This is a genomic window from Streptomyces sp. NPDC101776 (assembly GCF_044766845.1).
Classification (GTDB): Bacteria; Actinomycetota; Actinomycetes; order Streptomycetales; family Streptomycetaceae; genus Streptomyces.
The window spans coordinates 31420-55548 of record NZ_JBIWMV010000034.1 but is presented as its reverse complement, the minus strand read 5'-3'; the positions used below and the strand labels follow the sequence as shown (position 1 = coordinate 55548).

14 protein-coding genes and 3 pseudogenes are annotated in these 24129 nt (G+C 69.3%); 2 read left to right on the top strand and 15 right to left on the bottom strand.

Annotation, left to right across the window (positions count from 1 at the left end; translation table 11 throughout):
- Positions 1 to 94: 94 nt before the first annotated feature.
- The 3 genes and pseudogenes from ACIRRY_RS49100 to ACIRRY_RS49090 form a co-directional block, all read right to left on the bottom strand.
- Positions 95 to 586 (bottom strand): annotated as a pseudogene (locus ACIRRY_RS49100) (ATP-binding protein); the annotation flags it as partial.
- Positions 583 to 2001 carry an IS21 family transposase gene (gene istA / locus ACIRRY_RS49095; RefSeq protein ID WP_403986770.1) on the bottom strand — a complete coding sequence of 473 codons (1419 nt, stop codon included), beginning with the start codon at positions 1999 to 2001 and terminating at the stop codon, positions 583 to 585. The gene istA and the pseudogene ACIRRY_RS49100, both read right to left, overlap by 4 nt.
- A 1696-nt stretch (positions 2002 to 3697) precedes the next feature.
- Entirely contained in the window at positions 3698 to 4099 is a 402-nt protein-coding gene (locus tag ACIRRY_RS49090) for a hypothetical protein (protein ID WP_403986767.1), read from the bottom strand.
- A gap of 184 nt (positions 4100 to 4283) precedes the next feature.
- Between ACIRRY_RS49090 and ACIRRY_RS49085 the strand changes: the two are divergent.
- Positions 4284 to 4841 (top strand): annotated as a pseudogene (locus ACIRRY_RS49085) (IS701 family transposase); the annotation flags it as partial.
- Here the strand turns inward: ACIRRY_RS49085 and ACIRRY_RS49080 are convergent.
- The 3 genes and pseudogenes from ACIRRY_RS49080 to ACIRRY_RS49070 all read right to left on the bottom strand — a co-directional run.
- Positions 4841 to 5410: pseudogene (locus ACIRRY_RS49080) on the bottom strand (IS5 family transposase); the annotation flags it as partial. The pseudogenes ACIRRY_RS49085 and ACIRRY_RS49080 sit on opposite strands and share 1 nt — an antisense overlap.
- Before the next feature lie 12 nt (positions 5411 to 5422).
- Positions 5423 to 5617, bottom strand: a complete 195-nt coding sequence (locus ACIRRY_RS49075; protein ID WP_403986764.1) for a transposase — start codon at positions 5615 to 5617, stop codon at positions 5423 to 5425.
- A 656-nt stretch (positions 5618 to 6273) separates the two neighbouring features.
- Complete coding sequence (locus ACIRRY_RS49070; protein WP_403986761.1) at positions 6274 to 7122, bottom strand: ISL3 family transposase; 849 nt, start codon at positions 7120 to 7122, stop codon at positions 6274 to 6276.
- A 182-nt stretch (positions 7123 to 7304) separates the two neighbouring features.
- On the opposite strand from ACIRRY_RS49070, the gene ACIRRY_RS49065 reads away from it, so the two are divergent.
- Positions 7305 to 7451, top strand: coding sequence for a hypothetical protein (locus ACIRRY_RS49065; protein WP_403986758.1), 147 nt, complete (start codon positions 7305 to 7307; stop codon positions 7449 to 7451).
- Between the two features lie 36 nt (positions 7452 to 7487).
- On the opposite strand, the gene ACIRRY_RS49060 is transcribed toward ACIRRY_RS49065, so the two are convergent.
- The 9 genes from ACIRRY_RS49060 to ACIRRY_RS49020 form a co-directional block, all read right to left on the bottom strand.
- A complete protein-coding gene (locus ACIRRY_RS49060) occupies positions 7488 to 10598 on the bottom strand; it encodes an alpha-N-acetylglucosaminidase TIM-barrel domain-containing protein (RefSeq protein WP_403986755.1) in 3111 nt (1036 codons plus the stop codon).
- 20 nt (positions 10599 to 10618) lie between these two features.
- Positions 10619 to 11533, bottom strand: coding sequence for a beta-glucosidase (locus tag ACIRRY_RS49055; RefSeq protein ID WP_403986752.1), 915 nt, complete (start codon positions 11531 to 11533; stop codon positions 10619 to 10621).
- Complete coding sequence (locus ACIRRY_RS49050) at positions 11530 to 12468, bottom strand: hypothetical protein (RefSeq protein WP_403986749.1); 939 nt, start codon at positions 12466 to 12468, stop codon at positions 11530 to 11532. Before ACIRRY_RS49050 ends, ACIRRY_RS49055 begins: the two co-directional genes overlap by 4 nt.
- A complete protein-coding gene (locus tag ACIRRY_RS49045; protein ID WP_403986746.1) occupies positions 12465 to 13895 on the bottom strand; it encodes an alpha-L-fucosidase in 1431 nt (476 codons plus the stop codon). Before ACIRRY_RS49045 ends, ACIRRY_RS49050 begins: the two co-directional genes overlap by 4 nt.
- Before the next feature lie 11 nt (positions 13896 to 13906).
- Positions 13907 to 15979 (bottom strand): GDSL-type esterase/lipase family protein, encoded by a 2073-nt coding sequence (locus tag ACIRRY_RS49040; RefSeq protein ID WP_403986743.1) that lies wholly within the window; start codon positions 15977 to 15979, stop codon positions 13907 to 13909.
- Positions 15980 to 16157: 178 nt separating this feature from the next.
- Positions 16158 to 18164, bottom strand: a complete 2007-nt coding sequence (locus tag ACIRRY_RS49035) for a glycoside hydrolase family 31 protein (protein ID WP_403986740.1) — start codon at positions 18162 to 18164, stop codon at positions 16158 to 16160.
- Positions 18164 to 18547 carry a beta-galactosidase gene (locus ACIRRY_RS49030; RefSeq protein WP_403986737.1) on the bottom strand — a complete coding sequence of 128 codons (384 nt, stop codon included), beginning with the start codon at positions 18545 to 18547 and terminating at the stop codon, positions 18164 to 18166. Before ACIRRY_RS49030 ends, ACIRRY_RS49035 begins: the two co-directional genes overlap by 1 nt.
- Positions 18548 to 18552: 5 nt before the next feature.
- Complete coding sequence (locus ACIRRY_RS49025; protein ID WP_403986734.1) at positions 18553 to 22194, bottom strand: beta-galactosidase; 3642 nt, start codon at positions 22192 to 22194, stop codon at positions 18553 to 18555.
- Entirely contained in the window at positions 22191 to 24068 is a 1878-nt protein-coding gene (locus ACIRRY_RS49020; protein ID WP_403986731.1) for a glycoside hydrolase domain-containing protein, read from the bottom strand. Before ACIRRY_RS49020 ends, ACIRRY_RS49025 begins: the two co-directional genes overlap by 4 nt.
- Between the last annotated feature and the right edge of the window lie 61 nt (positions 24069 to 24129).

The following is a 24129-nucleotide window of genomic DNA, read 5'->3' as shown; positions in this document are numbered from 1 at the left end:
GTCCTACGAACCCTTCACCCGTCCCCTGCACCTCCTCGGCATGACCCCGTGACCAGCAACTTCACCCACCCGGCAGGACTTTGGAACAGCCCTGGGGCCGCAGGTAGGTGCCGGGCTTGTTCATCAGACGCCCGGCAGCCTCGGCGGTTTTGAGATTGCGGACCATGTCGTCGAGGCTGGTGAAGTAGATCGAGTAGCCGGCCCGGCAGGCCGCGACCGCGAGAGCGACGGCGATGTGTGTCTTGCCGACCCCGGGCGGCCCGAGCAGAGCGGCGTTCGCCTTGCCGTCGACGAACGAGAGGGTGGCCAGGTCCTTGACCTTGCGCGGGTCGAGGTCAGGCTGGAAGGAGAAGTCGTACTCGTCGAGCGTCTTGTGGTGGGGCAGCCGGGAGAGCCGCAGGCCCTGGCGGAAGCGGCGGTCGTCGCGGACGGCGAGCTCCTCGGACAGCACCAGGTCGAGGAAGTCGAGGTAGCCCATCTTGCCCTCGTCGGCCCGCCGGGTGTACTCGTTGATCGTTTCGGCCAGGTGGGGCAGGCCGAGCTTTCCGGCCGTGTTGCGGATGCGGGTGGAGACCAGCTCGCTCAGGACGTTTCCCTCGTGCTCGGACGGGTGGTGAAGGGGCGGGTTCCGGTCAGCTCGTCATAGACGGACAGCGGACGGCGGCCGACCTCGATGCGGGTGGCCGCGGTGCGGTTCAGCAGGGCCTGCAGAGGCCCTGTCTCCTCGCCCCGAGAAGGCTCATGGCGAGGCCGTGGCAGGACATCGCCGGTGGTGGTCCGGCGGCCCTTGCCGGTGGGCAGACCGTTCCAGTGGGCTTCTTCGACAACGCGGGTGCCGCGGCCAACCGCCCGCAGATGGGTGGCCAGCAGCGTCTCGCCGTCGGCGTCCGCGATGGTGGAATGCAGCATGACCTGCGATTTCGTGGCCCGGATCTCCACCAGTTGACGCGGTCGGACCCTGCGTGCGGGCACCGAGTAGAGATTGCCGCCGAAGGCGACCAGGCAGTCCTTGCCGACCGGCCGCAGATGCCGTTCGGCCACCAGATACGGAGTTTCCGGCAGCGGTTTGAGGGCCACGTGATCGCGGGCGGCCCGCTCGCCAATGATCTGCTGGTGAGTCCTGTGGGCCTGAGCCCTGCGCCGCGGCACCCAGGCGGCGAAGGCGGCGTCCATCTCCTCGACGGAGGAGAAAGACCGGCCGGACAGGACGTGGTCACGGACGATGAGGACCTGCCGTTCGACGCGTCCCTTGCCGGTGGGCCGGTAAGCGGCCAGGACGTCGATATCGAAGTCGTAATGGCCGGCGAACCCGACCGCTTCCGGATGCAGCGGGACCGCCTCGCCCGGAGCGACATGCCTGCGGACGACGGTCTTCGTGCGGTCGTAAACGATCGCCATCGGGACGCCGCCGAAGTGGGCAAAGGCCCGGCGATGGCAGTCGAAGAAGCTCTGCAGGTCCTGGCTGGTGGTGAAGCAGCAGAACGGGTCGCGCGAGTACGACAGCGTCATGTGGAAGGAGTAGACCTTCGGGATTCCCATGTGGGCGAGGACCTTGCCCTCGTCGCCCCAGTCCACCTGGGCCTGAGCGCCGGGGATCACCTCGAAGCGGCGGTGCATGCCGGCGAGTTCCTTCGGCGTGATGCCGAGTTCCCCGGCGATGCGAGGCCGGGCGTCCTGAACGTAGAGCTTGACACGCTGGTAGTTGCCGGTGAACCCGTACTCCGCGGCCAACCGCCCGTGGATCACCGCGGCCTTCATCAAGATCTCCGCCCGCAGCATCGAGTCGACCAACGGCGCGAACTCGTCGATCACCCTCGCCTTCGACCGCCCGCTCGGCGACCGCCGCGGTGGGGTCACCGGACCCGGCGCAGACAGATACTTACGCACCGTCTTGCGGTCCAGCCCGGTCTCCCGGGCCACCTCCGACAGGCTGATCGCCCCAGATTCCAACAGACTCCGGAAGCGCCTCAGTTCCAACCAACGTTGCGGATCCAAGACCACCGTCGACCGCCTTCCGCCGCCTCTCACCGACCAAGCAGCAGAGTGCCGAGCAGCAGGTCTCAACGCATCAACAACCGTCCCTTTTCATCCGTACGCGGGTGGGGACGTTCACGTGTACGCCGACAGGGGCCAGCACAGGAGTCTCGAACCTGATAGGCGGATAACGGATACAGCGGCGGGCGGCGTCACAGCCGCCCGCCACAGCTTCTCAGCGCAGGGAGATTCAACCGTGGGCGAGCTTGGTCCATCTGCGGAACAGCAAGGTAAGTCGCGCATGTTCTACGTCTGGTCGTCAATCGCATCAGCAGTCCTGGTGATCGCCGGAGTGGCACTCGCGATCATGGGTAACGGCGCAGGCTGGGTACTGGTTGTCTTCGCTGCCGTCAGGTGGACAGGACTCTTCCTCACTCTCAGGTACACGAAGCAAGCGCAGCCCTGAGCAGGTCCCTGGCCTGGAATCGAAGTTCGGCCGCATAGAAGCGGAGCAGCCTGCGGCCCCTCGTCGGCATTCACGAATACCTTCCACCAGTGCAATTACAGGATGAACCGCGCATGGGGACGCCGACCTCCATGACAACCGACTTCCCCGACGCCGTCACTGGCGTCGGGATGCAGGCGACCAAGCCGACAGTGCCGCCGACAGCCGTCGCGGCGTCCACCGGGGAAGTCATCGCGGGGCCTCCTACCTGGTGTCGGTGTCGGCGGCTGCGTGGGCGGTGGCGAGCGAGATGAGCAGGGTGCGGACGTTGGTGACAGGCGTGCCGGCCAGGGTGAGGAGCTCTGGTGGCGGGGCCGCAGGTGTCGCCGTTGGTGGTGCAACGGGGAATCCGATAGCCGGCGGCTGTGCCGGTGGAGCCGTTGCAACTGCTCTCGGCGGTGGATCAGCAAGCGATGACCTGGAGTCCTGTGCGATCTGGGGGGTAACTGCCGGTATAGGCGCGGCCCTCGTCGGGCTTCTCTGATCAGGCGAAGGAGGACGACTATGCAGATGTATGGCGCTCGCAGAATCCGGTGGGGCACTGTCAGTCTTGTAATGTGCGTGCTCGTGGGCCTGGGCGGAGCGATAAAGCACTATCCAGTGGCGGCGTACGTGGTTCTCGCGCTCATTGCCGCACTCGCTCTGATCGCCATAGCGAGGGGATGGCGAGAGCAAGGAGTTCGTAGATGCCGGCGAAATTATCCTGAGGCTACGGACGGGTCCGGCCCCGCCTCGCGTAGATAGGACGTTCGGACGGTTTCGGCCCTACTGGTCCGCGAACCACGGCGGCACCACCATGGATGATCGGTGGTGCCGCCCCGACAGAGTCGAGCTGGGGGAGCAACCCGGTCTCGCGGGGGCCTGGTATGGGGCCCGCCGCGGGCATGGGCAGGGGGAGCCCCGGCTGGACCGGGGAGACCAGTTGGGGCGCTGAAGTGGAATGACGACGATGAGCGCAATCTCGCGCGTGGGAATTTTTGTGGCCGTGCTCTATCTGGCAGGCGCACTCGGTATCTTTATAGGAGTGAGCGGTGGGGGTGCATTTCCGCTGTTCCCTCTATTGGCTGGAACAGTGTGCGTGTTGATCGGGATGACCCTCACGGTCGTTAATTCGAAGATCAAGAAATCGCGCCTAGTGCTCCAGCTGTAGATCGCGATCTTGCTGGTGGAGGCGGCTGACCACCCAGCCCGCTTGCACCGACTGGCCGTCTTGGGTTGTCAGATGACGCTTCGGACGATCGTGACGTCGATGGCACGAGCGTCCGCGCCTGGAGAGTCCACTGTGACTCGCACTCTGAACTCGCCGCGGTCTCCCACTCGATATACGAAGCGGGTCAGTTGCTCCACGTCGCCGACAGTAATGCGGCCGTCAGGCAGTAGCAGGGACCCGTCGAAGACCGTGATGAACGCGGGGTCGGCCCCTTCGGGATCCTCAGACTGCGGCTGCACGAAGAGACGTACTTTGACGAGTCCCGTCTGCGGCCGCACCCGAACCGCTACGTGGGTATCGCAGCTGGCTGCGGGTGCCTCTGCCAAGGCGAGGGAGAGGGGAACCCAATCGGTTGCCCCCAGGTGCAGCACGGCGTGGTTCACGTAGATGTCGACTCCGGCGACCTGCACTGCGCTCCATCCTCATTCAGCTCAGACCGCCGATCCTGCTGCCCTCGGTGGCTGAGCGGCCGGCCAGTCCCGTAGGGGAAGCGGCCACCGTTGATCATCGTGAGGTGTGTGGACTAACGAAGAGACGGTGGCCGCGGGCCACAGCATAGATCCCGTCCATTGGCGGCAGTCTTTCGAGGCTGTCTTGAGTCGGATCGCGGGCCGGTTCGCGCGAGTCGAACCCCGTCGGCGTGCGCGGAGGCTGATCCTGGGCCTGTTGTCGGACCTGCCCCGCAAGAACTGCTGGACGATCGCCGAATGGGTTGGCGAGGCGAGCCCGCACGAGATGCAGCACTTGTTGTGCCGGGCTTCCTGGGACGCCGATGTAGTCCGTGACGACATACGGGAGTACGTGGTCGAGCACCTACATGACCCCGACGCCGTACTGGTGGTCGATGAGACCGGAGACCTGAAGAAGGGGATCCGCACCGTCGGCGTCCAGCGCCAGTACACGGGCACAGCCGGACGCATCGAGAATGCCCAAGTCGCCGTCTACATGATTTACGCAGGTCAGCACGGCCACGCTGCGGTCGACCGGGAACTGTATGTCCCTCGTTCCTGGACCTCGGATCCCGAACGCTGCCGCGCTGCAGGTCTGGCCGAGGAGACCGTCATGGCCACCAAGCCGGAGTTGGCCGCACGCATGATCACCCGGTTTCTGGATGCCGGCCACCAGCCCGCATGGGTGGCCGGCGACGAGGTCTAGACATGCAGGTACTCGTAGTCCTTCGACAGGCGGCGGCACCGTCCCAGCCAGGCGAACGTCCGCTCAGCCACCCAACGCCGCGGGACCACCGCGAAGAGGGGCAGTGCCGGTGGCGGTGCCCCTACTTTCGCCCAGGTCGAGCGGAATCCACCGTCGCGGTGCTGCACGACCTCCACGGTGATGCCGGTGGCTTCTCGGGCCCAGCTGTGGAAGTCGGCGCCGCGGTAGCCCTGGTCCGCCCACAGGTGTTGCAGGCGTGGAAAGGCGTCGGCGGCCCGGGAGAACAGCACCGCGGCACCGTCGCGGTCGCCGACGTTGGCCGGGCTCACGCAGGTGACCAGGACGGTGCCGCGGGTGTCGACGAGCAGGTGACGCTTGACGCCGCTGACCTTCTTGCCGCCGTCGTACCCGTGCAGGCCACCGCGTTCACTGGCCCGGACGCTCTGACTGTCCACGATGGCAGCGCTGGGGGTGGGTTCGCGGCCGAGCTGTACCCGTTCGCGTTCGTGCAACGCCGTCAACATCTGCTCTCGCACGCCTTCTTGCTGCCATCGCCGCCAGTAGTGATAGACCGTCTGTCATGGCGGCAGGTCATACGGCAGCAGTCTCCAGGCACAGCCGGCCCGCAGCCAGTACGCCAGCGCCTTGAGGATCTCCCTCCGGGTGTGTTTCGCCGGCCGACCACCGGACTTGACTGCCGGAACCAACGGACGGAGGATCGCCCACTCCGCATCGGACAGATCCGTCGAGTAACGGGTACGCAGCCCGCACACCCCAGCCCCCGAAAGTGCGACGCCACCCCGCTACCAGGCAACTTGCCCGCTGGGCAGGCTTTTCAGACGCCCTCTAACCAGCCTGACCGAGGAAGCCCTCGCCGAGCTGTACCTCGCGCTCGCCCGGCCCGTGGCATCGGAAGCTCTGGACCCGCCCCTGCCCTCCGGGTGGGTTGGCGAGGACCACTTCGGTGAGCTGATCCGATCCATTCCACCGCTCCTTCAGGCCAAGAACACGCCGCAAGCCGCCCATCAATTGCGCCGTCTGGCCTCCCGGACAGGGGTGCGGCGCCTACGACTCCTCGCCCGGCAGACCGCCACCACAGCCGCGCAATCCCTGCGCACCCCGGTAACACCCCCTCAGCTCAGGGAACTTGCCGAATCGAGCCAACGTCGCTGGGTCACTGACGAAGGACATCTCCTGGCCCTCGTGCCGGAGGCTCTCGGCCGCTTCCAACATGCCCTGCATCGTCCCCACGGCCTGAGTATCGCCTTGTGGAACCGCTCGGAGTCCTCTGCAGCCCAGGCCGAGTGGTGGCCCTGTTGGGGGTTCTGGCCGCAGTTCCGTGAAGCTCATGGTCGGGTGAGGATGCGGATCCGGAGGAGCCGGAAGGATGCCCGGTTGTACATGCTCCTCTTGATCGTTTTTACGCTGTTCACGCTGCCCTCGACGACGCCGGAACTCCATTCCAGGGTGAGGCCGGCGGTGACGGCAGCGAGGTCTCCTCCTCGGCATGTTTCCGCAGGCAGGAGCGGTGTTGATGACAGGTCTTCTCCACGGCCGCGCCGAGGTTCTGCAACAGGTGCCACCGGTCGGCGACCTCCAGGGCGTCCGGCGCGGCCTCCTTGATCGCTCTGCTGTAAGCGATGGCACGGTCCCTGCAAATGATCTCGGCGCCGGGATGCGCGGTGAGCCGGGCGGCGAAGGTGTCGCACTCGTGGTCGGACAGGACATCGACAACGCGGCCGGATTCGACGTCGACGAGCAAGGTGCCGTACCGCTTCCCCTTCCGGAAGGCGAAATCATCAACACCGAGCACGCGCGGCGCCCGTTCCGGGACGGCCGGCTCCGTGAGCAGGCCCAGCAGCCGCGTCCGGCCCGCCTTCAACCGCAGCCGCCGACACAGCCGTTGACCGGGACGACCACCGAGCTCGACAGCGACCGCGTGCTGCCACTGCTTCAGTCCGAGGCTGGAGCGGCGGTACCGCTCGCTGAGCTGAGCAACCTGCTCGACGAACGTCCGCCTCGGACACCGGCCGCGGTCGCAGAAGAACCGCCGGACCTGTAACCGCACGGTCAGCCTCCGCCCGTTCACCGGCAGCCCCGCCAGGCCCCGCTCGTACGACGAACGCACCCTCGACGCCTGCGAGTTGCACCCCGGACAACGTGGTGGCGGCCCGCACGCGACCGCCTCGACGACCAGCACCTCGGCGTCCTCGGTGACGCGCGTCAACCGCACATCGAAACCGGCGAACAGAACATCAGCGAGCGATTCGACCCTCATGCGCAGGATGCCCCACAGGGGAACGTTCTTGCATGCCGCCCCTGACCTGGGCATTCACGGAACTGCGGCCAGAACCGTTTTCAACGGGCGTCATCAGCTGCCCGCCGACATGTGGAAGCGTGGGGCGACGGAAGCGACTCCGAAGCTCCGATCGCGCTACGTCCTGGGACCGGGCCCGGCACATGTTCACCCATGACACCGCATACGCCGATCTCACCGGTCACCACTTCCTCGAACTCACCGGCCGGGCCAGGCAGACCCGACGCCTGGTGAGTCGGCTCAACCAACTCGGCCACCAAGTCACCCTCCAAACGAAAGGTGCTGCCTGACCAGCGGCTACGGACACGGGGCGGGGGATTATCGAATCAGGCCACCGTGAACGCGTCGAACGTGGCAGTGCCCCGAGTGCCGGTCCAGCCGTTGGCCGCGGTCATGAAGACCCCGACGTCCTGTGCGGCGGCCGTGCCTCCCGGAGTGGCAGTGCCCACCGTCGTCCAGGTCAGGCCGTCCGTGCTGGCCTGGCCGGTGTACGAGGCGCCGGACCTGGTCAGCCGCAGCCGGACCGGCGCGGTGAACGAGCCCGACAGTGCGATCGAGTCGAAGTGGCCGTCGCCGTCGGCGTCCCAGCTCAGTGCGCAGCCGTTGGACGGCGTGACCGCCAGGTTCACATAGCCCGCGCTCCCCTGGGTGCCCAGGTCGTTGCGGACGACGAGGCCCGCCCGCGCCCAGCCCCCGGTCGCGTCCTGCGACGTGACCGTGACCTCGGCCACGGTCCTGTCGCCGTATGCGCCCGCCCGGTACACCGCCCCGAACTCGTCGGTGGCGCCCCACAGGTCGGCCCCGGCACCCTCGACGGCGAGCTCGTCGCCGGCCTGGCCGAACACGGCGTCGTTGTAGGAGATCGTGCGGTACGGGTCTCCGACCCCGGCCGCGGCCATCAACCGGAGCGGCGCGACCGCCTTCCCGCCGCCCGCGTACGCCGCCACCGCGACGAGCCGGCTGAGCAGATGTGTCGGCTTGCCGGTCAGTGAGACCTCGAAACGGGCGGTGATCTTCTCGCCGGAGGCCACCGACCTCGTGTGGACGGGATCGAGCGGTTTCACCGCCAGGCCCTCTGGGGCGGCGACGGAGAGGGTCACGTCACGTGCCGTCGCGAACCCGTTCCTGTTGGTGAAGGTGACCGTCACTGTTGCGGGCCTGCCCTCGGCCACCGTTCCCCGGTCGGCCGCCGCGCCGAGGGCCGCCTGATGGGGAGTGCCGGCGAGCAGGTCGCGCACGTGGCGGGCCAGGGCGTACGGGGAACCGTGGGGCACGGTCGGGTGCGTCTCGTTCCCGTGCGCCCAGCGGTCCTCCACGGCGAACCAGTCGATCGTCGCCGGGTCCTTTCCCGTGGCGAGACCCGCGGCGAGCGCGTCGAAGTACGTCTTCCAGCGAGTCCGGTACAGGCCGCCGACCAGCCCGGACCACTCCCGGTTCGCATAGTCGTGCAGTCCCTCGTCGCTGCTGGCGCGTCCGCCCCAGGTGGTGAGGAGGGAGCGGACGTCGTATTCCAGGCGGTCCTTCTCGGCCCGGTCGGCGCCCCAGGAGCGGGCGTCGGCGAGCCACCGCCCGAGCAGATGCTGCCCGGAGGCGCCGAGGAGGTCGTCGAGGAGGTCCATCCAGCCCAGCCAGGCCCCGGCCAACCTGCCGAACAGGGCCTTCTCACCGACGTCGTACGCTGCCTTGATCTGGGGCAGCAGGACCCGGCTGCGGTTGGACAGGACCTGTCGGGCCACGTCGACGACGTCGTACCGGTAGGCCGAGCTGTCCCTCAACTCCGCGCGCACGGCGAGGAGTTCGGTGAGTGCTCGGTCGAAGACCGTGGTGTCGTAGCGGTCCTTCTCCGGGCCCCACGAGGCGGCCTTGTTCGCCGTCAGGCTCGGCCGGGCACCGAACAGGCCGTCGGGTGCCTCGCTCCAGGAGTCCGCGCGGGACATGTTGTACGCGGTGTCGCGGATGGTCTGCCAGGCCGCGGCGGCGTGCCGGTCGGGGCCGCCGTAGCGGGAGACGGCGTACGCGGCGAACCAGTCGTCCAGATCGACGGTGCCGGGAGTCCAGGCCAGGTCGGTGAGGAGGGCGAGGGCGGGCGCGTTATTGTCGGCGCCTTCCGGCATCGCCGCAATACCGGCGAGTGAACTGCCCTCCCTGTCACGCCACTTGGGGTACTGCTCCACCCAGTCCGGCGCGTTGGCGCCCATCGGGGTGTGGCCGCCGAAGTTCCAGATGCTGCCGAAGGCGTACGGCGTGCCGCCCCAGTCGCCCTCCCGGTCGGTGACGGTGGTGTAGCGGTCCGAGAGGCCGTCCACGATCAGCATCCGGCTCTTGTCGACGCCATCGAGCAGCGCCTTGGACGGGTTGGTCTGCCAGCCGAGGATCGCCCAGACGGCCCCCGGGTGGGCCTTCTGCAGTGCCGTCTCCACGGCCCTGGCGGCCTCGTCCACCGGCACGTTGCCGGGGTTGCCGCCTTCGTGCAGCAGATCCATCTTGTACATCGTGCTCGCACCGAACCGCTGCGTCTGGGCCCGGTAGAAAGCGGCGGCCACGTCGTCGAAGGCGATGGTGCGCGGGTCGAGCCAGTCGGGGCGTTCGAAGGCGCCCCAGGTACCCTGCGCCACCACCGCGGCGTCCCCGCCGTGCTTGGCCGGGAAGTCGTCCGGGACGGTGCCGTAGTAGCCCGGCAGGACCGGCGTCATGCCCAGGTCACGGACCCGGTCGACGATCTTCTCGGCGAGCGCGGCACGTCGCTCGATGAGCTGCCGGGAGACCGGTTCGCCGAAACCCGACATGTTCTGCAGCAGCCACCAGGGCTGGTGGGCGGGGGTCGGGATCCAGGCGCGCAGCGCGGCGTCGGAGTAACCGAAGCGGCGGAAGGTGTCGTAGTACACCGCGTCGCCGCCGATGTAGAGGAGGACCCGGTTGACTCCGTGCACGGCCAGCACGTCCAGTTCGCGCTGCCAGGCGTCCCAGTCGCGGTAGGCGCCGGTGTAGCCCTCGTTGGTGTCGTTGAAGGCGAATCGGTGCGGCACATTGGCCGTTCCCGTGATCTCCTCGGCGGGTGCGGGCAGGGTGTGCGGCAGGTTCAGTTGCTCGCCGGTCCAGGAGACGGAGGCGTGCGCGGTCCGCCGCAGGTAAGTGTGAAGGCCTGTCAGCAGCACGCCGGTGCTGGTGCCCGTCACCGTGATGTGCCCGGCCCGGCCGGTGACCCGGAAGCGGTCGGTGTCGTCGTCGACCACCCGCATGGTGATCTGCCGGTGGTGGTCGGGAAGCAGCCGCCGCAGTGCGGCCGCGGCGGGAGCGGTGTCGAACAGGGCGCCGTCGGCCGCGTACGCGCCCTGTGGGCGGGACAGCAGCGCGGCGCCGCCCAGCGCGACCGCACCCGTGAGGAGCCGTCTGCGGGTGACACCGGCGCTGCCGAGGTCGCCTCGGTTGTCGAGCATGAACGTCCTTCCGTCAGAGCTCAGTTGATCGACATGGCGAAGATGTGCAGGGCGGGGACGCCCGGCTGGAGGCCGTCGCCGACCTTGGGCAGGACCAGGGAGCCCAGCTCCTTGCCGGCCGTCAGATCGACGCCGAAGGTGAACAGGCTGACGGGGTTGTCGTCCTGGCCGGTGGCGATGTGGCGGTACGGCACCACGACCGCGGCGGAGGGGCCCGTCCCGTACCAGTCGTGGACGGCGACAGAGAACCCCTGCTCCGTGCCGTCGGCGTAGACGACCCTGCCGTCGCCCCTGCCCTCGCCCCAGGTGCTGGTTCCGAGGAAGGACAGCCGGGAGCCGGAGCCGGACAGCAGCATGGTCTGGCCGGTGGAGACGACGTTGTCGAGGTTGCCGGGTGCCGTGTTCGGCCAGGTGAAGGTCACGCCGTCGTAGGTGACCTCGGCGCCCGGAGTCAGTCCCACCGACGCCAGCGCCTCGGCGGACAGACTGGAGTTCGAGCCGTCGATGTCGGCGACGGAGAGGGCGTCGTCGGAGGCGATCCCCGCGTTGTCGAAGGCCCCGGGAAGCGAGCGGTACGGAAGCACGACGGAGGAGCCGGCGCGGGTGCAGTCGGAGCCGTGGCGGTGCACGTCGAAGAGGGCGTGCGCGGTGAACACGATCCGGCCCTCGGCGTCGTCGGCGAGCCGGGTCCGCCAGGTACGGGTCACCGACCGTCCGGGCGCGAGCCTGCCCAGGTCGGCCGGTTCCCCGGTGTCGTCCACGGCGAGATACAGCACGGTGCCGCGCAGCGCGATCCCGGTGGTGTTGGTGAGGGTGGCGGCCAGGGTCACGGACCCGCCCGGCTCGGGTGCGGGCGGGGTGACGGTGAGCGAGACGGGCGGCGGGAGGAAGTCCTCCTCGGGGCCATAGGCGCTCTCGGGCCGGTGGGCGTTCACGACTCCTCCACGGTGAAGTGGTCGAACACGGCCCGGACCGTCGTGCCGGGGTAGTTGAGGTTCACGGCGCTCGCCACCACGCCGGCGTCCAGGGCGCCGCTCGCGGAGGGCACGGTCACCCTCGCGATCTCGTGCCAGGCGAGGCCGTCGGTGGTGGAGTACGCGGTGCAGGTGGTGCCGGCGCGGACCAGGCGCAGCCAGGCGGGGTGGGTGGAGGCGCCACCGCCGGCCCAGGTGTCGAGGTGTCCGTCGCCGTCGCTGTCGGTCATGAACTCCACGCCATAGGACTGCGACATGGTGAGCACCGCGTAGCCGCCCTTCTCGGGCGCGGTCAGGTCGTTCGCTACGGCGATCCCGTACTTGGCGCTCGGGTTGCCGCTCCCGGTGAGGCCGACCGTCTTGACCTGCACCACGCTCGACGCGGCGGCGGAGCGGGGAAGGAGGATGCCGGCCTTCTCGTCACGGCCGCCGGACAGGTCGGCGCCGCCCGCCCAGATCACCAACTGGCTGCCGTACTGGCCGAATTGGGCGCCGTCGGCGGTGGTGAACGTCCGGTACGGGTCCCGCACCCCGTTCGGCTCGTAGGGCACGCTTACGGTCTTCGCGGCCCGCGCGCAGTCGGCGCTGCGTCCGTCCACGTCGAAGAGGGCGTGCGCGGTGAACGCGATGTCCCCGGCGACGTCGGCCGGCATCGACGTACGCCAGCTGCGGGTGACCTTCGCGCCGCGGCGCAGGTCACCGAGCGGGATGGTGCGGTGGGCGGTCACGCTGCCCGGGTCCACCAGGTACAGGACGGCGCCGCGCAGCGGGAACGGGCAGTCGTTGACGAGGACCGCGGTGGCGGTGACGTCGTCGCCGCCGACCGGTTCGGCGGGTTCGGTGGTGACGGTGAGGGTGGGACCGAGGGTGTCCGTACGGGTGTTCAGACTGCTCATCGCCTCTCCCAGTCGACGGTGAAGGTGTTGGCGATTTCGCTGGGCAGCGTCTCCGGGACGCTGATGTGGACCCTGCCGTCGGAACGCGTCCATCTCAGCGGTCTGTCGTGGCCGAGCAGCCGGATCCGTGAGGTCGCGGAGAGGGGGATGTCCGCGGGCACGGAGAGGGTGCCGCTGGGGGCGCCCAGCACGATGATGTTGAACTTGCCCGGGCTGACGGTGTAGCGGATGCCGAGCGGACTTCCCTCCTCCTCGGCCCGCAGCCAGGGCGTCGAGCCGTAGATCGCGGGCCCGTTGACCTTCAGCCAGGCGCCGATGTCCCGCAGCCGCCGCTGCATGACGTCCGGGATGGTGCCGTCCGGCTTCGGCCCGATGTTGAGCAGCAGGTTGCCGTTCTTGCTGGTGACGTCGGCCAGCAGATGGACGAGGAACGCGGAGGTCTTGTAGTCCTCCTCGATCTCGAACTTGTTGTAGCCCCAGGAGTAGCCCATGGTGATGCAGCACTCCCACTTCTGGGCGTCCATCGTGGGGTTGGTGCGCTGTTCGTAGGTGGCGTAGTCGAAATGCGTGTCGAAGCGGTCGTTGACCACGACACCCTTCGGCTTTCCGCGGTTCTTGGCCTGGTTGTAGAAGTGGGCGATGGGCTCCTCGCTGCGCCACGGCGGTTCGCCGGCGGGCCGGAACCACTGGCCGTCCGCCCACAGCAGGTCCGGGTCGTAGCGGTCGATGATCTCGTACAGCTGCTTCAGTTCGTAGTCCCCGATGTAGTCGTCGACCGGCTTGTAGCCGGTCATCGGGACCTCCGCACCGGTGTAGAAGTTCTTCATCGGGCGGCCGAGCGCGGGGTTGAAGAACTCGCCGAGCGAGTAGTACAGGCCGGGCCGCACGGTGCCGCGTCTGCGGGCGGCCGTCATCAGCTCGCCGACCAGGTCGCGCCTGGGGCCGTACTTCCCGGCATGACGGTCCGTCACCTCGCTGGGCCACAGGGCGAATCCGTCGTGGTGCTTGCTGGTCAGCGTGAAGTACTCGGCACCCGCCTGCTCGAACAGCCGCACCCAGGCGTCCGGATCGTAGTTCTCGGCCGTGAACTGTGGGATGAAGTCGTCGTAGAGGAAGTCCTGGCCGTAGGTGTCGCGGTGGTACTTCCAGGTGGGATCGGTGTCGAAGCTCTGGTACCAGAGGTACCACTCGGCGGCCATCTGCCGGGCGGAGCCGGCCGGGACCGAGTAGACGCCCCAGTGGACGAAGATGCCGAACTTGGCGTCCTTGTACCAGCGGGGCACGGGATGGGTGTCGAGGGATGCCTTGGTGGCCTGGTAGTCGGGGATGGCGCCGCCGATCGCCCGGGCGGCGCCGGGCGGGGCCAGGAGCACTGCCGAGCCGAGAGCAGTGGCCGTGGTCAGAAAGCGTCTACGGCTGACGTTCACGGGAGGCCCTTTCAGTCGGTGGTCGAGAAAGAGTCGAAGACGGCTGTGGTGGTCTGGCCGGGGAAGTCGAGGTTGACGGCGCTGGCGACCATCCCGGCGTCGAGGCTGCCGTCGCCGACGGTCGGCACGGTCGAGGCTCCGATCCGCTGCCATGTGGTGCCGTCGGCACTGGCGTACGCGGTGTAGTCGGTGCCGTCGCGGGTGAGCCGGAGCCACGCCGGGTGGTACGAGGCGCCGCCGCCGGCCCAGGTGTCGAGGTGTCCGTCGCCGTCGCTGTCGGTCATGAACTCCACGCCGTAGGACTGCGACATGGTGAGCACCGCGTAGCCGCCCTTCTCGGGCGCGGTCAGGTCGTTCGCGACGGCGATCCCGGCCTTGGCGGAGGGCCCGCTGCCGGTCTGGCCGACGAGACGGACGGTGAGGCTGCCGGCAGCGGGAACGGCGTCCAGCCGGTAGACCGCGGCCTTCTCGTCCTTCCAGCCGGCCAGGTCCTGACCGCCCGCCCAGATCGCGAACTGGCCGTTGTTCTGGGCGTATTGGGCGTCGTCGGTGGTGGCGGTCGTCCGGTACGGAGGCTGGACGGCGGACGGAACGGGCGTGACGTCGGCGCTGACGCTGTCGGTGTCGTGGCGTGTCCGGCTGCCCTGCCGGTAGGAGGTGCCCACGCCGATGTCGTACGGCCCCCATGGCGCGTCGGCGGACGGGGTGACGCGCCAGGTGACGGTGGAACTCCCGCCGGGGGCAAGGGAGTCGGTGCTTGTGGGCCCCTCTGCTTCGGCGGTCCAGCCGTGCGGCAGGCGCAGCCCGGTGGTGACCCGGGTGACCACCTTGCTGCCGGAGTTGGTGACGGTCGCGGTGATCTCCGTGGCGCGGCCGGCCGGCAGGCCCGGGCGGTACGGGGTGAGCCGGACGCGGGCCGAGGGGCAGTCGCGGGCCACGTGGAGGCCGGCGAGGTCGACCGCGTCGGCGAACGCCTTCATCCCGCTGTCATTGGGGTGCAGATGGTCACCGGAGTCGAACGCGGCGGCGTAACGGGTGGGGTCGCCCGGATCCCGTATCGCCCTGTCGAAGTCGGCGTAACCGTCGAAGACGCCACCGTCACGCACGAAGGTGTTGACCTTCTGCCGGTCGGCCTCCTTGGCCTCGGTCCAGTAGTCGCCCCAGCCCCGGTACGGCACCACGGTCGCGCCGATCACCCGCAGCCCGCGGGCGTGGGCCCGGCGCGCGATCTCCTTCATGCCGCCGATCACCTGGTCGCCGGTGGCGCCGCCCCAGCTGAGGTCGTTGACGCCCTCGAAGAGGATCACCGTCCGGGCGCCCGGCTGGGACAGCACATCGCGCTCCAGCCGCTCCAGTGCGGAGGGGTTTCCGTCGGTCCCGGCCGTGATGCGGTTCCCGCTGATGCCCTCGTTCAGAACTCCGGCGGGGGTGGTACAGGCCGACAGCCGTGCCGCCAGATAGTCGGGCCAGCGCCGGTCGGCGTCCGAGGTGGAGGCGGCGCCGTCGGTGATGGAATCGCCGAGCGCGACCACGGAGCCCCGCGCCGGACCGCCGCGTACGTCGACACCCGTGAGGAACGGGAAGGTGGAGTCGGTCCTGGTGAACGCGTTCCCACCGGCATCCCCGGAGTGGTCACCGCCGCCGTCGGGCGTCCAGTAGACGGTCTGCAGTCCCATCCAGTGCTGGCTGATGTGGGTGAGCCTGCCGGGGAAGTACAGGCTGACCACCAGGTCGCTGCGGGCGGCCACGGGAATCCGCACCCCGTCGCTCGCCGCCTGACCCCCGGCCGGGATCGTCACGTCGCGCTTCCCGCCGAACGTCAGATCGCGCGGGCCGGACACGGACGAGCCGCTCGCGCGCCGCCCCACGGTCGCGTGCCCGATCGTCACCGGCTGGTCGGTGAACTCGTTGGTCAACCGGATCCGCACACTCGTCCCGGCCACGCTGACGCGCACCGGGATCCGCACGGTCACCTCCGAGGTGCCCGGGTCGTAGGACGCGTGCTGCGCGGTCGCCCAAGTCCCCGTCCAGCCCTGCTGCCGGCCCTCGGCTTCAGCCGGAGCCGCCGGAAGCAGAGCCGCCACAACAGCCACCACCGCCGCCGTCAGGGCGGCGAACCTTCGGCCCCCAGCCGGGTGTGCACGCGGATGTCCCCGCCGGTGTCCAAGTAAGCCGAGCACAGATCCTCCTCAGGAACAGCCGTGGCCGAGGCCGACGGCGGTCAGGTCGATGGAGCAGGCGAAAGCCCGGGTGAAATGCGCCCTACCGTTTCGCGCCGGGGCGCGCGAGCGCCCGGTACGCCTTGGCGGCGCCCTCGGCCCCGAGGTGCACGAACGCCGGTGTCACTCCGAGCGGGGCCGCGTATTCCTTGAGCGTCACGGGGCCGTGGACGACCTTGCCGTTGGTGACGTCACGCCATGTTCCGGTCGGCAGGAAGACGTCCCGGGTGGTGCCCTCGTCGAGCTTCGGCGCCGCCAGTACGGCCGGCCCGAGCAACCACTCGTCGGCGACCGTGTAACTCGCCTGGTCCTTCGGGAAGTCGAAGAACAGCGGACGCATGATCGGATCGCCGGTCTTCAGCGTCCGGCGCACCTGGTCCCAGATGTACGGGGCCAGCCGCTCGTGCGTGGCGATGGCCGACCGGTAGAGGCCGACCGTCTCCTTGTCGTAGCCGACCCACCGGCCGGTCGTCGCGTCCCGGACACCGGTGGGTGAGGTCGAGGCGTACATCAGCGGCATCAGGGACGCCGCCTGCGCCCAGCGGGCCAGAACCTCCTTCGTGGGCGGCGGGTAGCTGAGTGAGCCGCCGATCATGTCGGTCTCGACGAAGGGGTATCCGATCGTGGAGACCGCCAGGTTGGCCGAGACCGCGGCGCGCAGCCCCGCGAAGGTGGTCGGCTTGTCGGCCGTGCGGGTGGCGAAGCCCTTGGCCTGCGCGGCGTTCCACGCGACCCGTAACCCGGCGCCCTGCAGGTCGAACTCGTCGGCCAGCTCGGTGCCGTACCGCACGTAGTCGGCGCGGGTGGCCCCCGGGTAGGGGGCGCACCGGTCGTCGAAGAAGGCGGTGTCGAACTTGAACCCGGCGACGCCCGACTCGGTTGTCTGCGCCTTGAGATCGTCGGTGTACCACTGGCGCGCGGCCGGGTTGGCCAGGTCGATCAGCCCGGTCTGCCGGCCGTTCCACCAGGTGAACAGGCACGGTTTCGTGGGGTCGGACGGGTCCTTGAGCAGGTACCCGTGGTCGGCGGCTTCGGAGAAGTCGGCGGCGGTCTCGGGCACGTACAGGCCGGTCCACATGCCGAGGTCGAAGCCGAGGCGCCTGAGTTGCCCGGACAGGGCGGGCAGATCGGGGAAGCGTGCGCCGAAGTCGGCGGCGATCACGCTCTCCTCGACCTGCACCGCGTGCCCCCCGAGCCCGGCGCCGGCCAGCGCGCGGGCCCAGGTGAGGACGTTCTGCTGGGTCTGTTCGCCGTAGAGCTGGGCCCAGGAGTTCCACAGCGGGGTGGCGTACTGCTCGTAGGGTGTGTCGGAGCGTTCGGGCTTGCCGACCAGTGCGATGTGGTCGCGGTACACCTCTTCGGGGGTGTTCTCGACGAACACGGTGGAGGCGGCCGGGCGTTGCCCGGTGACGGTGAACTCGCCGAGCCCGTTGCCGCCGGAGTTGATCCGCACGTCCATCGGGTCGTCCGTGTCCGCCCACAGACCGGTGGCGGTGGAGGTGTACCAGAAGGGGGAGACCACCTGGTACGACGCCGGGCTGAACGCAGTGTCCACGATCTGACCGGAGTCCAGCGGCCACGGCTGGACCGTCTGGTCGCTGTTCTCGCCGTGTCCGTACCAGTGCCCGGCGCTGCCGAGGTCGTAGGCCGTGCTGAGCGCGTCGGCCCGGGCACCAGATAGAGACCAGGTCACGTCGTACCGGTCGGACCGCAGGGTGATCCGGAGCTCTACCGTGACGTCCGGCAGATCGGTGGCGGCGGTGACGCGCACGGTGTCGCCGTCGCGGGAACTGCCGGTGACCTCCCGGACGATGTGCCAGTCGGCACCGATGCGGAACCGGAACGCCCCGGGCGCGGTGGCCAGGACGGTCCGGTCTGCCCGTTGCGTGGTGAGGGTCAACCGGTCGGTGTCGACGCGCAGTTGGTAGCCCGGGGTGCTGAGGGTGATCGGCCCAGACACTGCGGCCGTCGCGGGGGTCGCACCGAGCAGCGGGGCGGCCAGCAGCAGCGTCGCGGAGGCGCGGCGCACCGCTTGTCCGTGTCCGGGCATCAGACACCGCCGCCGCAGGTCGGCTCGGCGCCGGCCCGGCCGGCGTGGCCGCCGGCGTTGCCGTCCCCGGCGTCCGAGACGCGGGTCGCGGAGCGGGAGCGGCCCTTCTGTGTCATCAGCCGACCGGGGAAACCGCCGCTGTCCGCCTCGGCGTGGATGTCCGGGCCGGGTCGCGTACTGACGTACAGCCCGGCGTCCTGGGCCATGCCGAGCAGCTTGTCGACGTCGCGGACGCCGGAGAAGTCGTACTTTCCCGGCGCGGACGGATGGTAGGCCCGGTCGAGGAGCAGGGCGCGTCTGCCGTCGACGGTGACGGAGCAGCGGTCGTAGGTGACGTCGTGGGTCGGCACCTGGCTCGGGGGTGCGGAAGACGGGCGTTTCACGGGCCTCATCCGGTGCCTCCCGTACAGGTCAGGTGGGCGCCGGCCCAGTCGGAGTGGTCGGAGGAGATGTCACCGCCGCCGTTCACGCTCAGGTCGAGCCATCGGGCGCCGGTGACGTCCACGTCGACCGGGGTGCCGCCGTCGGAGCCCAGCAACGTCGGGCTGGTGAACAGGTCGCGCCCGTCCGCGGTGACCTTGAAGGAGACGCTGCCTCCGTCCCCGACCTCGTCGTCCACACCGACGGTGGCCGTGAACCGGGTGCACACGCCGCCGAGGTAGACGCGGACCTGGCTGTCGGCGTGCACACCGAGCCCCTTGGTGTAGGGGGTGCCGCCGATGCTCAGGGGTCGTCCGTCGCCGGCCGCGTTCTCGCCGTTGGAGGTGTCCTTCTCGACCGGGCCCCAGCCGTTGACGGCCCGCACGAGCGGCAGATCGCTCACGTACGCGTCCCCGGCGGGCGCGGGCGGCGGGACCTGGACGGCCCGCTCACCGGTGGTCCGCGCGGTGCGTCCGCCCTGCCGGAACGCGGCCGTCGCCGACAGCAGTGCGTACGGCACCGGATCGGCGGGCGGAGTGACGGTGTACTCGGCGGTGACCGTGGCACCCGGTGCGACCCGGGCGAAGTGAGTCGGGCCGGTCGCCTTCGCCGTCCATCCCTCGGGAGCCTTCAGCGACAGGTCCACGTCGCTCGCCGTCTTGCCGGGGACGTGGAAGGAGACGGTCGCCCGGGCCGCCGCGCCCGCGCTCAGGAAGGGTTCGGCGTCGACGGTGATCCGGGCGCCTGCCGGCGCGTCCGTGTACGTCTTCGCGTCGTACGACGGTGCCTTCACCGTCCCGATGTTGATGCCGCCCGCGCTCGCGCCGAGGTCGACGAGGCGCGCGGTGCCCGGTCCGGCGCCGGCACGTGTGGACCAGACGGCGAGGGCGATGGTGTTGCTGCCGTGCGCGTCGAGCAGACCGCTGGGGATGACGAACCGGGACTGTGGGCCGGTGTCGGCGAGATAGCGGCCGATGAGCCAGCCGTTCACGAAGATCTGGGCCCGGTAGTCCTTGCCGCCCGCCCCGTCGGTGAGTTCGAGTGCGAGGGGGGTGTCCTGTCCGCGCGGCAGGTCGAGTCGGGCCGTGGTGCGGTACCAGCGCACGCCGGTGCCCGACTTCGCGGACTGTGCGGAGAGAGTCGTACGCGGCCAGGAGGCGTCCGGGTAGCCGGGCAGCGACCAGCCCGAACGCTCGCCGTACAGACCGCCGTTGTTGTACCCGCCGCGTGCCGTGTCGACGGGCTGTTCGCCGCCCCGGTCGCCCTGGATCTTCCAGGTGACGGTGGAGTCGGCGCCGAGGAGGTCGGCCAAGAGCAGCCCGCGTGGTTCCTTGGAGTAGTCGTGGCCCCATTCCTCGTTGTCACCCGCGTTCTCGACGAGGACGGAGAGCACGTTGTCGCCGTCGCCCGCGAGCGCCCCGTCGGGGATGTCGAAGGTGTGGCTTCCGTCGCCGCTGCTGCCGAGGTAGTAACCGTTCAGCCAGGCCGCGTACAGGCCGTGCGGGCCGGTGTTCGCGTTCAGGGTCACCCCGGTCGTTCTGCCCGTGGTGCGGAAGCGGCCCCGGTACCAGACGTCGCCCTGGTGGAAGCCGTACTCGTCCATGGCGAGGACGGGCGTGTACCCGGCGAGATCGGGGTTGGTGGCGGCGAGGTGGTCGGCAGTGGTCCACGACGAGTCGTCGAAGTCCGGTGCGGCTTCGGGGTTTTCACCCCGGGTGCGCCAGTCGGTGAGGGCGGGTGGTTCGACCGGGCGGGGTGCGGACGTGACGGCCGTGCGGCGCCCGTTCCAAGTCACGTCCGTGGCGGCGGCGATGACCTCGATCTTCGCGGCCTTCGTCGAGTCACCGGTCAACTTCAGTGTGCCGTGGTCGACTTGGGCGGTGCGCAGGAGGGACGGGCCGCGTACGAGCACCAGCCCGGCGCTCGTGTCCTGGCGCCACCAGTGCGCGGTCTCCTGCTCGTCCGCGATGAGCAGGACCAGGTCGCCCACGCGTACGCGGATCAGGCCTTGATGGGTGTAGTTCAGTCGCAGGTCACCGCGTGCGGCGTCCCAGGTGACGTCCGCCTTGCCGTCCAGGACGGTCACCTTCGGCTTGGACGAGTACCGCAGCACGGTCTCTCCCGCCTCGCCCCTCGTCCCGTACAGCAGTGCCACGTCGTCGGCGCCGACACGGGCATGGGTCATGATCTCGGAGGTGGAGTAGACGAGCCGCTGCCGGCCCAAGTCATAGTCGGCGACCAGGAGTTTGGCGTCCCGGCCCGCGATCGTGATCGCGCCCCGTTGCGGGACGCGCGGGTAGTCGCCGTCCTTGCCGGACAGGGACAGGGTGGTGGTGTCGGTGTCCTTCACCCTGGTGTCACTGTGCCGGACGGTGAAGAACTGGGTGCCGTCGTCCGGGTTGACCCGGCGGTCGATCCGCAGGGCGTCGTCGCTGGGCGTCGGCGCCTGGGCCCTGTCCGTGCGGGCCAGCGGCTTCACCGCGTCGACGAAGTAGCCGAGCCGCTTGAACTCCTGGTACTTGTCGGTGAGTTGCCGTGACTCGGTGATCGGCGCGCCGTAGTCGTACGACGTGTAGACGGCGTTGGGGTCGGCGAGCCAGCCCCAGTTGGTGCCGCCGTACGTCATGTAGAAGGACTGGCCCGTGACGCCCGCGGCGATGTTCATCTTGGTGAACACGCGGGTGAAGTCGGTGCCGGTGAGCTCGCGGCAGGCGTCGTAGCCGGAGCCGCCCCACGGGTCGAAGGCACCCCCCTGCGCCTCCGGGATGATCAGCGGGGACTGGGGCTTCCAGTCCTTGACGTACGAGTAGTCGGGCAGGTCCTTCCAGGTGTCGGGGTGGGAGCAGTCGAAGCCCTGCGGGTAGGCGTCGAAGCCGTAGATGTCCGGGGCGCCCTTGCCGCTGACCCAGTTCTTGTTGGCGCCACCGTCGTTGACGAAGGTCGGGACGTCGATGCCGTCCTGGCGTGCCCAGTCGATGAGGGTCTGCATGTAGTCGGCGTCCAGCCCATCGCCCTGGTACTCGTTCTCGACCTGATACAGGATCACCGACCCTGTGCCACGGGTGAGTTGGTGACGGGCGATGATCGGGTTGATCCGGCTCATCCACTCACGGACGTCCTTCAGGTACACCGCGTCGGACGTGCGGTTCACGCCCGCGTGTGTCTTGCGCCACGCGGGGAAGCCGCCGCCGGACACCTCCGCGTTGATGTACGGCCCGGGACGGGCGATCACGTACAGGCCCGCCCGCTCGGCCTCGTCCAGGAGCCGGTCGAGGTTGCGGATGCCGGAGAAGTCGTAGTCGCCGGGCTTCGTGGAGTGGTAGCCCCAGTCGAAGTACAGGGACACGGAGTTGAATCCGGCGGCCTTGATCTTCTGCAGTACGTCTCGCCAGGCGTCCGGGCTCGGCAGCCGGAAGTAGTGCAGCTCCGCACCCCAGACGTACAGCGGCCTGCCGTCGATCTTCACCGAGTACTGGTCGTAGGTGACGGTGTGCGCCTGAGGGGCGGCGACCGGCGCCGACCGGGGGGCGGCTGCCTGCACGGCGGGCGCGGCCAGGCAGCAGGCGGCCAGCAGTACGGCCGTGAGCAGAGAGAGCCAGGTCTTCTTCAAGAGGTCAGCGCCTTCACTACGGTGGCACGCGCGGTCTCGATGTCGCTGACGTCCTTCGTGCGGCCGTCGAGATCGCGCGTCGCCGTGCCGAGGGCCTGGGTCAGGGCGTCGCTGTCGGTGGTGCCGCCGGACTTCTCGCGCAGTTCGTTGATCAGCTCGAAGTCCTCGATGCCCTCCTTCAGTTGCTCCCAGCGGATGCTGGACATCGGGCCGTTCCTGCCGGGATAGACGAGGTACTCGTCGCCCTGGGTGAAGATGTAGGTCGGGTCGGTGAAGGGGGCGGACGTCCAGCTGTTGTACGACCAGCGCAGGAAGCCGTCCAGGTGGCGCTGGGCTGAGATCCACGGCAGCATCCTGGCCTCGACGGCGGGGGAGTAGGACAGCGTGTTGGGGTGGGCCGGGGTGCCGTACACGTAGAAGGTGGTGACCTTGCCCTGGGCGCGGCGCTCCTGGGCCTTCGCGGCCGTCATCTGGTCGATGGTGTCCCAGCTGACGGAGAGGTCGGAGGCGAGGTCTGCCGTGCCGGCCGAGCCGGCGACCGAGATGCGCCGGTCGAATTCCGGCGCGACCTCGTGGACGAAGTCCTTGACGACCGTCATGGTGTTCACCGGCCGCTCGTCGAAGGACAGGTAGGTACGGTCCAGCCAGCCCTTGCGCTGCAGGTGCGCGACGAAGGCGGGCAGGAAGGTTCCCCACGCCTCACGCCACCGGGTGCCGCCCAGGTCGACGTTCTCGTAGACGCTCTTCCCGGTACGGGTGTCGGTGTAGGTGAGGTGCTCGCCGTCCTGGAACGCCAGCATGGAGAACGCCCCGATGTCGGGGCCGAGTCCTGCCTTCAGCGCGGTGCGGACGTATCTGTCCCAGCGGGAGAAGTCGAAGGAGAACCGGCTGCCGTTCCACTTCCACGCGACCATGCTGGAGTAGGGCGTGGCCGTCTGCGACTGACGGGTGCCCAGCGACCACTGGTGGTGCCACGGGTTGTCCACGATGGTGGTGTTGACGACCTTCTGGCCGTGGCTCGCCAGGTCCTTGTCGTACGCCTCGATCAGTTTCCAGTGCTTGTCCGACCAGGGTTGGACACCGCTGTTGAGCGCCATCGTCTCCGGTTGTGCCCATACGTCGAGGAAGAAGCTGTAGTCCTTCGGGTCCGGTACGGCGGCGTTCGCGACCTGGACGGAGAGCGGGTAGGTGACCTTGGTGCCGTCGGCGGCGGTCACCTTGACCGTGCCGGTGTAGGTGCCCGCGGCGGCGGTCTTCGGGATGTGGAAGGTGAACCACAGGGGCTGCGCGGCGTAGGCGGGTACGTCGACCGAGGAGCCCTCCTGCAGCGCGTCGCCGACGACGTCCGGGTCCCGGTCGCCGGAGATCTCGGTCGCGGAGCCGACCTGGTCGATGGTGGCCGACCAGTCCATCTCGGTCTTGGAGCGCTGCACGGGCACGTACTTCACGAACCGGATCTGCGTGCCCGCGCCGGAGATCCGCGCCCCGCCGGGCCCGGTGAGGTCGCCGACGTTCGCCTTCACGTCGTGCAGGTCGTGCCCGGAGGCGATGGCGAGCTGTGCGGAGACCTGCTCGTTGCGGACGGCGGACAGGGACAGGTCTTTGGTGTCCTTGCCCTGGATGGCGGTGGTCGGGTAGCGGGGGACGCGCACCTCGGCGGAGGAGGCGAAGGATCCTGTGGGGACCCAGGTGATCGTGTCCCTGGTTCCCATGGCGTCGGCGACTTTGACGGTCAGCCAGGTGGTCGTCGCTTTGTTGTTGACGTCGGGGATGGATCTGCCGGTGCCGGTGCCGGTGCCGGCGATCGCCGTCGTTGTCGCGGCTATGACAACACCGGCGACAAAGGCGGCGACGGCCGTGGGAACGCGTGACATGGTCCGGGCCCCTCTCGGGCTCGTGCTGGACTGGGCGGAAGGCCGGGCGGGCTCAGGAATT

What these genes read in the sequence shown, in the direction of transcription:
- ACIRRY_RS49070 (WP_403986761.1), bottom strand. Translation starts at nt 7,122, where the DNA reads ATGAGGGTCGAATCGCTCGCTGATGTTCTGTTCGCCGGTTTCGATGTG.
- ACIRRY_RS49065 (WP_403986758.1), top strand. Translation starts at nt 7,305, where the DNA reads ATGTTCACCCATGACACCGCATACGCCGATCTCACCGGTCACCACTTC.
- ACIRRY_RS49060 (WP_403986755.1), bottom strand. Translation starts at nt 10,598, where the DNA reads ATGCTCGACAACCGAGGCGACCTCGGCAGCGCCGGTGTCACCCGCAGA.
- ACIRRY_RS49035 (WP_403986740.1), bottom strand. Translation starts at nt 18,164, where the DNA reads ATGCCCGGACACGGACAAGCGGTGCGCCGCGCCTCCGCGACGCTGCTG.
- ACIRRY_RS49050 (WP_403986749.1), bottom strand. Translation starts at nt 12,468, where the DNA reads ATGAGCAGTCTGAACACCCGTACGGACACCCTCGGTCCCACCCTCACC.
- ACIRRY_RS49020 (WP_403986731.1), bottom strand. Translation starts at nt 24,068, where the DNA reads ATGTCACGCGTTCCCACGGCCGTCGCCGCCTTTGTCGCCGGTGTTGTC.